The following is a 6,963-nucleotide window of genomic DNA, read 5'->3' as shown; positions in this document are numbered from 1 at the left end:
GTGCTGAAGGTGCCCGCCTTTCCTTTCGGCCGGCAGCAGGTTGTGAATTTGATTGGAGAAGGTGATCAATCCTGCGCGGTCATGCTTGAGCATAGCAATGTTCGAGATCACCAGGCTGGCGTTTATCGCATAGTCGAGCAGTGACATGCCGTTGAAGGGCATTTCCATCACGCGTCCCATATCAAGCACCGAAATAACTTGTTGCGAGCGCTCGTCCTGGTATTGGTTCACCATTAAAGCACCTTTGCGGGCTGTTGCTTTCCAGTTTACAGTTCGCGAATCGTCTCCCGGAACGTATTCACGAATCTGGTCGAACTCGGAGTGTTGGCCAATCTTTCGGATCCGCTTGATTCCGAACTCTTCCAGCCGGTTTGAAATACTCATTAGTTCGAACTTCCGCATGCTGATAAACGAAGGATAAACCGGAATGCTTTGCTCGTTGTTGCCTTTGATGCGTAGTGTTATGAAATTGATTAATCCCGTCACATAAACATTGCTTTGTCCAAACTGGTAAGCCCCCCGGTTTAAGGGTTTCAGTATATAATCACATGTTTTTGTTTCTCCTGCTTTGAACTCACCTTTGATGCTAAAGTTACGTTCCTGAAACTGAACCGGCAATTCTTCAATTAACTCGTATTGAACGTTGAAAGGGAAACTATTGCGCAGCGTTACAGCCATTGGGTTATCATCACCCATCGAAAGGCGGGCAGGGGCATGCCGACTAATTTCAATTGTTCCTTTGCTAAATCGTAGCCACACAATATCGGTCAGCAGTAAGGCGAAAACAATTAGAAGCCCGATTTTGGCCACATTATAAATCCACGGAAAAGGATAACCGAGTATGAACAGTAAAACAAGAATGAACACGCCGATGAAGAATCGTGTGGTCAGGTATATTTTTCGGGTTCCTTTTTTCATGGGATGGGTTTGTTTGCGCAGATCTTTGGTGTTTAACGGGGTACTTCAACCGACTGTACCAGGAGATTGATTAACTCTTCTGCTCGTATTCCTTCCATTTCTTTTTCGGGCGAAAGAATGATACGGTGGCACAGTACCGGGTTTGTTATTGCTTTGATATCACTTGGGGTTACAAAATCGCGCCCCTCGATGGCCGCAACAGCCTTGGCGGCATTCATTATGTGGATGGATGCCCGGGGCGACGCTCCCAGGTAAATGTCGCGATGATTGCGGGTTGTCGATACAATCCGGGCGATGTAATTCTTTAAGCTTTCGTCGATGGTAACTTTGAAGATTTGTTTTTGGAAAGCTACCAGCTCGCTGGCCTTTAAAACAGCCGAAATCGATTCGGTTTGTTGTAAATCTTTGTTGGCATCGTGAATGTTGAGGATTTGCGCTTCCTCTTCAACTGACGGGTAGTTCACATTAATTTTGAACAGGAAACGGTCGAGTTGAGCCTCCGGAAGTTGGTAGGTTCCTTCGTGTTCAACCGGGTTTTGAGTGGCAAATACCAGGAATGGTTGTTCCAGACGGTAGCTCGTGCCATCAACCGAGATTTGCCGTTCTTCCATCGCCTCAAAAAGTGCCGATTGTGTCTTGGCCGGAGCCCGGTTGATTTCGTCAATCAGCACCAGGTTCGAGAAAACAGGGCCCTGCTTAAATTGAAATTCACCTTTCCCCATATTGTAAACCGAGGTGCCGATAACATCCGATGGCATCAAATCAGGCGTAAACTGAATACGCGAAAACCTGGCATCGATAGATTTGGCCAGTAGTTTTGCCGCCAGCGTTTTGGCGACTCCCGGAACCCCTTCAATTAAGGTATGTCCGTTGGTTAATATGGCAATAATCAACAGATCGATCATCTTCTCCTGACCGACGATTACTTTTGCCAATTCGTTTTTGATATTCGAAACCGCTTCACTTAGTGCCGTGAAGTCGGTTCGGGTATCAAAGAGCTTATTTTCTTCCATGTGTATCTTGTTTTAACTGTTTTGTTCTTTTTTATTTTGCGTGGATACCCGCTGGCTTTCCTGGTAAAAGGCTTCAACCAAACTATTGAAGCGGAAGAGTTCGTCTTCGTAAACATGCTCCTTTTTCGAAAGCACTTCGTAACGTTCAAAAAGCTGTGTCACAATCTTGCGGTTTACCCCGGATTTAAGGGCCAGTTTCTCGTAAGTTGCCGGACTAAATTCAATTCGGATGAAATATTTTGATGTTACGTATTCTGCATAAACCGCAAATATTTTTTGAACCAGGTCTTTGTGATCTTTCCGGTTGTGGTAGAGCAAGCCAATTGTTTGCACAAATTCGAGCGATAAATTGGCTTTGGCATTCAGAACGGGAATGGCACGTTGCCGTCGACGAATGTTTGTGAATACATACAGCACGAGGCCGATTAGCAGCGTCCAGTAAGCGGCCCTCAAGGCTTTTTTCGATAGTAGTACTTTCAGTGGACTGGAAGACTCTATTCGGTATGGTTTATAATATTCATCCCATTCCAATTTTGATGTTTTGTTGGCCATCCATGCTAAAACCAACTCCTGGTACGAATTGTCGTTGTACAAAATTGGATCGTTGGTAAAAGCTAATGGCTGTGAGTGAAGTAAGAAGTTTCCATCGCCATAGGGGATTTTTATGTAGTTGGCTTTCCCGTTTCCGGTTCCCAGTGGGGTAATGCTGGTGCTGTCCGGCAGGTCGAACCAAACTTGCTGGATCAGTTTTTTCAACTGAATTTTTTTGCTCCATCCGTTTTCGGTTAAAATCTGCATGGTGGTTACCGAGTCCAGTAAGTTGCCATATAAATGGTTGGTGCTAAATTTTAGCGAGTCGGTCAAGCTTTTGGGCCATTGACGACTGGCAATAAAGATATCGGCGCCTTTGGCTGCTTTTTGATACAGGATATCCAGGTCCAGCGAATCGGGTTCGAAGTCACCGGTAATGATAATTAGGTTGCTGCTGTCGGCTCCCGATTTTCCCCAGTGCTGATAGAAACTCTCGTTGATAGGTTCAATGTTCGTCCCCGGAAACAAATCTTCGAGCGAATGGCGTAGTACCCAGGTGCCGTAGGGAATTTTGTCGTTTCCGGAGAAGGTTGGTGTCCAGTTGGTCTCATGGGGTGCGATGCTTTCCAGGTAAACCAAAATACCCAATAACACAGCTGCAATGATGCTATATTTTAGTTTCCCGTTCATCCTTGCTCGTTGTTGTTTTGAATGGCGTAAATCAATTGGTTGAATCCCTCGTGAATTGCCTGGAACTGGTCTTCCCCAACCTGGAACTGGCCGTACCATACGTAATCGAAGATGAGCGTATGGCGTTTAAATTGTGTTTTTATATGGGGCGGTTTTATCTCACTGAGATAGTCGAGGTTGGTTTTGTCTTTATGCCATTCAATGTATTCTTTATCGTTCAGTGTTTTTAAAAGCTGAAGGTATCGGTAGCGGATACAAAGTCTGAGATCCCCATTCTGAAGTGCTTGGTTTGCCAGCGTTTCCGGATCAACCCGGGTAATATCATCTTGTACAAAAGATATCTCACCGACTTTCGCTTTGTTATCTTTTCCGAAAAACCATTGAAATTGACCACCTGTCAGATAAACAATGACGGCAAGGATAATGGCTGCTAATATCGCATAACGAATGAAAGGAGCTGCTCCTTTTTCGCTGAAAATGAGTTTCAGAAATTGACTGATATAGTATTTGATTCGGTCCCAAATTGTGTTTGTGATGGGAACTACATTTTCGTATTGGAAATCCCGATCCTGCCGATATTCTTCCAGCTGTTTTTGGTTGAATTGTCGCTTTACCGGCTCCTGAGCTTCTTTGGGAAGCGCAAAGCTACTTTGGCTCAATCCTGAAATCAAGAGCCAGAGTAGCATGAAATATTTTATGTAGCCTTTTAAATCAGGCATTCTCCGAAGCAAGTTTGTCAACTTTTTCCTGTAACGTAGGTCGCTCTTTTAGTTCGAGCAAACTAAAATATTGGATGCTGATGAAAATAATTAACAACGAATAACCCAGTGTTTGGATGATTGAAATAATGGTGTTGCTAATCAGATAACCGGTATTGAAAAGATCCGGAGTTGTTTGCTCTGAAATTGCACTGAATGTCTTAAAGGCGCCAAATATAATAAGCGGAAGACTTATTACGACCGTAAAAATGTAGTAGATAAAAATCCCAATAATCAGAATCCCGAAGGTTTTCCACCAGTTGTCTTTGATGAGCTGGAAGCTGCGGTTTATGGCCGTTCCCAAACCGGTTTCCTCGAAAACGATAACCGGACCAACCAATGAGAAAACGATGCCCAAATAGATTCCGGGGATAATAAAGAAAGCTGTTGCCATCGTACAAATAATGGCGATTACAATCATGGCAAAAAATAACTTAAGCCCAACCTTGAATAGGGAAGGCCATATTTCTTCAATCTTAAAATCAGCATCTTTTTTTTGATGTAAGAACAGAAATAGAAGGACGACTGATGATAAAATGGTGTAGTTTATGGCTTGCAACAGGTAGGTAATAAATATCGTACCCGATTTAAAACTTGCCAGGGGGTCGGTGCCTCCTTCAAGCGTTTGCATATAATTCCCGTAAAAGGAACGTTGAACAAGTACCTGAATGATCCCTGTAACAACTAAAAAGGGTAATACATAAACTAATAACGCTTTACCCAGTCGTTTGTATTCCAGTTTTATGAAATCGAAGGAGTGACTGATGACAGCTCCCAAGTCTCGGATTTGTCTGAATTCAAAGGTTTTTTCCATGAGTTTTAGTTTTTTGGGATAAATATTTAGGGTATATAAAGAAGTACCAAAGGATAAAAGAAACCGATAAAATGATGATGGCAATTCTGATTGCTGTGGGGAAATCGGTGTGTCGGGTAATAAAACCTTCCAGAAATCCGGCAACAATGAACAGCGGAATTACACCGGCAACAATTTTTAGTCCGCTTGCCGCTCCTCGCTGAAAGGAAACAATCCGCTTATAAGTGCCGGGGAAAAGAATGCTGTTCCCGATCTTCATTCCGGCAGCTCCGGCAATAATAATTGAGAACAGTTCGAGTGTCCCGTGGATGTAAATCGTTAAAAGGGATTCGGTTAGTATGCCATGCTGATAAAAGAAATACTGAAAGCATCCCAGCATAATGCCGTTTTTCAGCAATATCAGTCCGCTGCCTATAGAAAAGAAAATTCCGGCAGCAAAGGCATACAAGGCAACCCGGATGTTGTTGATGGTAATTCCGAGGAACATGTTCACTTCGTTGGCTTGTTTATAGACAGCCATCGGGTCACCTTTTTGAATATTATCGAGCGTCATGTTTACGTAATGGTCGCCTAGGATCAGCCGTGGAAAATCATGATCAACAGCCGTTGAAAAAGCGCCGACAAGAACACTGATCAGGAAAATGCTTAAGGCATACCAGAAGAATCTCCTGTTCTCCCAAATCAGAATCGGGTATTCCGTTTTCCAGAATCGTTTAAAACGTCCTTTCTTAATTTTCTGATTTTGATAAATTTTCTGATGAAGTTGAATCGTCAGGTTATTCAGAAATTGGGTTGTATTGGTGTTGGGATAAAAGGTCGAGGCATAGGACAAGTCATCATTCAGTCCAATGTACAACTCATACAGCTCGTCGGGCTTTATGACAGCGTTTCCGGTAAGAAGTCCTTCAATCTTCTTCCATCGTTCGGAGTTTCGTTTAATAAAAACGATTTCTTTCATTTTGTTGGGTTAGCTGGTCGCACAAAGTCTGATGACGAATGATTTATTTAAGTCCTTTTTCGCTATTGAATATTCCTTTAAAAAAAGAATATGTTATTTTCATAAGCTAAAATACGGAATTAGTTTTTAAGTTTCATAAAACCAAAACCACAAATTACTCTATGACTGACTTTAAAATCCAAACTGCCCAAAATACGCTTCTTGCATACCAAAAAGCCGGCGTTGGCGATCGCATCTTAGCAACGTTATTGGATCTGGTTATTATGTTCGCCTATGGAATGGTTGGCGCAATTTTAGAGAATGCATTTTCGTTAGGCGATGTTTTCATCGTTCTTTATTTGTTGCCGGTTTACTTCTATTCGCTGATCTTCGAATTGTTGTTCCACGGACAAACAGTCGGTAAAATGGTGCTGAAAATTAAAGTTGTTCACTGCGAGGGACGTAACGTGCCGTTTACTTCCTACTTGTTGAGGTGGTTGCTGCGTATTATTGATATTTGGATTTTCTTCGCCGGAGTCGGAATTGTTTCTATGGTTATTACAAAGAAAGCGCAGCGATTGGGCGATTTAGCAGCCAATACCATGGTCATCTCGCTGAAAGGGAACCAGCGGCTGGATGATCTGCCCTATGTGAAGGAGGAGGTTGGAGATGAGCTTCCTGTTTTTGGACAAGCTGCCTTGCTCGATGATCAGGACGTATCTGTCATTCGGGAGGTGTTGGCCTATGGAAAGGAGGTGGGCTTTCACGGTAAAGCAGCTCAGCTGGTTCTGCAAACAACCCAAACAATCAAACAGAAAATCGGGGTAGAAACTGATTTGAAGCCGATAAAATTTCTGGAGCAGCTACTGAAAGATTATTACCTGATCCACCAGTAGCCGCAAAAACAGGTTGGCGGACATGCTACGACCTGTCAGCAAAACTTCCGGTTTAGTTTGCGTGCTTTTCAGCTTAAGCCGGATGATCCTTCTTCGGTATCAGATGATCACGATCTTTTGTCGGATAATGCCTGTCTTGTAACGGACCGACATGCCAACCCGGGTTGGAGGCTTCATCTTTCGTCGGATGATCCTTCTCCGGTATCAGATGATCACGATCTTTCGTCGGATAATGCCTGTCTTGTACCGGACCGACATGCCAACGCGGGTTGGAGGCTTCATCTTTCGTCGGATGATCCTTCTTCGGTCTCAGATGATCACGATCTTTCGTCGGATAATGCCTGTCTTGTACCGGACCGACATGCCAACCCGGGTTGGAGGCTTCATCTTTCGTCGGATGATCCTT

General features: G+C 43.5%; 8 protein-coding genes. 2 read left to right on the top strand and 6 right to left on the bottom strand.

Going from position 1 to position 6,963, the window contains the following annotated elements:
• The 6 genes from AC37HE_RS15760 to AC37HE_RS15735 form a co-directional block, all read right to left on the bottom strand.
• On the bottom strand, window positions 1-918 hold a 918-nt coding region (locus AC37HE_RS15760), incomplete at its 3' end, for a DUF58 domain-containing protein (RefSeq protein ID WP_500783883.1).
• A gap of 32 nt (window positions 919-950) precedes the next feature.
• On the bottom strand, window positions 951-1,931 hold the full coding sequence (locus tag AC37HE_RS15755) for an AAA family ATPase (protein WP_500783881.1): 981 nt from the start codon (window positions 1,929-1,931) through the stop codon (window positions 951-953).
• Window positions 1,932-1,943: 12 nt separating this feature from the next.
• Entirely contained in the window at window positions 1,944-3,152 is a 1,209-nt protein-coding gene (locus AC37HE_RS15750; protein ID WP_500783879.1) for a DUF4350 domain-containing protein, read from the bottom strand.
• Entirely contained in the window at window positions 3,149-3,871 is a 723-nt protein-coding gene (locus AC37HE_RS15745; RefSeq protein ID WP_500783877.1) for a DUF4129 domain-containing protein, read from the bottom strand. Before AC37HE_RS15745 ends, AC37HE_RS15750 begins: the two co-directional genes overlap by 4 nt.
• Window positions 3,864-4,724, bottom strand: a complete 861-nt coding sequence (locus AC37HE_RS15740) for a hypothetical protein (RefSeq protein ID WP_500783875.1) — start codon at window positions 4,722-4,724, stop codon at window positions 3,864-3,866. The genes AC37HE_RS15745 and AC37HE_RS15740 overlap by 8 nt, the downstream gene beginning before the upstream one ends.
• Entirely contained in the window at window positions 4,708-5,682 is a 975-nt protein-coding gene (locus AC37HE_RS15735) for a stage II sporulation protein M (RefSeq protein WP_500783873.1), read from the bottom strand. Before AC37HE_RS15735 ends, AC37HE_RS15740 begins: the two co-directional genes overlap by 17 nt.
• A 161-nt stretch (window positions 5,683-5,843) precedes the next feature.
• On the opposite strand from AC37HE_RS15735, the gene AC37HE_RS15730 reads away from it, so the two are divergent.
• Both AC37HE_RS15730 and AC37HE_RS15725 read left to right on the top strand, forming a co-directional pair.
• Window positions 5,844-6,557, top strand: a complete 714-nt coding sequence (locus AC37HE_RS15730) for an RDD family protein (RefSeq protein WP_500783872.1) — start codon at window positions 5,844-5,846, stop codon at window positions 6,555-6,557.
• A 57-nt stretch (window positions 6,558-6,614) separates the two neighbouring features.
• Window positions 6,615-6,963: hypothetical protein (locus AC37HE_RS15725; protein WP_500783870.1), on the top strand; the 349-nt coding region annotated here is incomplete at its 3' end.

Source organism: Mangrovibacterium sp., from assembly GCF_059905295.1.
Note: the sequence above shows the minus strand (reverse complement) of the source record. Positions and strands in the feature narration are given on the sequence as shown.

Bases quoted from the DNA above. Each gene is read 5' to 3' on its own strand.
- AC37HE_RS15740 (WP_500783875.1), bottom strand. From the start codon at position 4,724: ATGGAAAAAACCTTTGAATTCAGACAAATCCGAGACTTGGGAGCTGTC.
- AC37HE_RS15735 (WP_500783873.1), bottom strand. From the start codon at position 5,682: ATGAAAGAAATCGTTTTTATTAAACGAAACTCCGAACGATGGAAGAAG.
- AC37HE_RS15750 (WP_500783879.1), bottom strand. From the start codon at position 3,152: ATGAACGGGAAACTAAAATATAGCATCATTGCAGCTGTGTTATTGGGT.
- AC37HE_RS15755 (WP_500783881.1), bottom strand. From the start codon at position 1,931: ATGGAAGAAAATAAGCTCTTTGATACCCGAACCGACTTCACGGCACTA.
- AC37HE_RS15730 (WP_500783872.1), top strand. From the start codon at position 5,844: ATGACTGACTTTAAAATCCAAACTGCCCAAAATACGCTTCTTGCATAC.
- AC37HE_RS15745 (WP_500783877.1), bottom strand. From the start codon at position 3,871: ATGCCTGATTTAAAAGGCTACATAAAATATTTCATGCTACTCTGGCTC.